The 732-nt window shown below is 56.6% G+C and carries 1 protein-coding gene and 1 pseudogene; both read right to left on the bottom strand.

Annotation, left to right across the window (positions count from 1 at the left end):
• Entirely contained in the window at positions 1-240 is a 240-nt protein-coding gene (locus VQ044_RS25445) for a DNA-binding protein (RefSeq protein ID WP_331827919.1), read from the bottom strand.
• 104 nt (positions 241-344) lie between these two features.
• Positions 345-677: pseudogene (locus tag VQ044_RS25440) on the bottom strand (transposase); the annotation flags it as partial.
• Positions 678-732: the final 55 nt, after the last annotated feature.

The raw sequence follows: 732 nt of genomic DNA, 5'->3' as shown, positions 1-732 counted from the left end.
CTACGATCGTTGCGCCCACACCTTCTTCTCGGCCATCTGCATCGCAGCCGCCGTCATCTTCTGGCTCTGATCAATGAGTCCTGAGCCTAGCTCGTTGACCGGGTATAGAACCGCTTTGCCGATTTTGATGAACGATGGCCCGATCCTCTTAGATCGCCAATTTCGAAGCGTGGCCGCGCTGATCTGATTGCGATAGCGTTCAACGACCTCATCCAACTTTAGATAAGCAGGAACAGACACAAATTCTCCCAGGCTTCCGTGATAGTGCAACAGCTTGTTGCACTATGGCAGCCGATCACCCGAGGCGATGCCTAAGTGTCTGAATCAGAATGAAGGTGGCGTTTTCAATGCCTTGCGAGCCGTCGGGTGAGCATGCGGATGTTTGCGATGAAGACCCAGGCCTGGGCGGAAGCGATGGTGCGTTCGAAGTCCTTTGCCAGTCTTCGGCATCGTCCCAGCCATGCGAAGGTTCGCTCCACGACCCAACGGCGCGGCAGGACCTCGAAGCCCTTGGCGCTATCCGGTCGCTTGATGATTTCCAGCGTGAACTTGCCGACCTTTTGCAAGGCGTGCTGCAGTTTCGGTCCGGCATAGCCGCCATCAGCGAAGATATGACGCAGCCACGGCCAGCGTTTGAGGATCGACTTCAGCACGGTCGTGGCGCCGTCACGGTCCTCACATGGGGATTTTCGAGTCAAGTCGTCGTGGCATCACGGTGACATTGACGGTTTC

It is taken from the genome of Aurantimonas sp. C2-5-R2, assembly GCF_036549495.1.
GTDB lineage: Bacteria > Pseudomonadota > Alphaproteobacteria > Rhizobiales > Rhizobiaceae > Aurantimonas > Aurantimonas coralicida_A.
The sequence above is the reverse complement of the archived record's forward strand: the minus strand, read 5'-3'. Positions and strand labels throughout refer to the sequence as shown.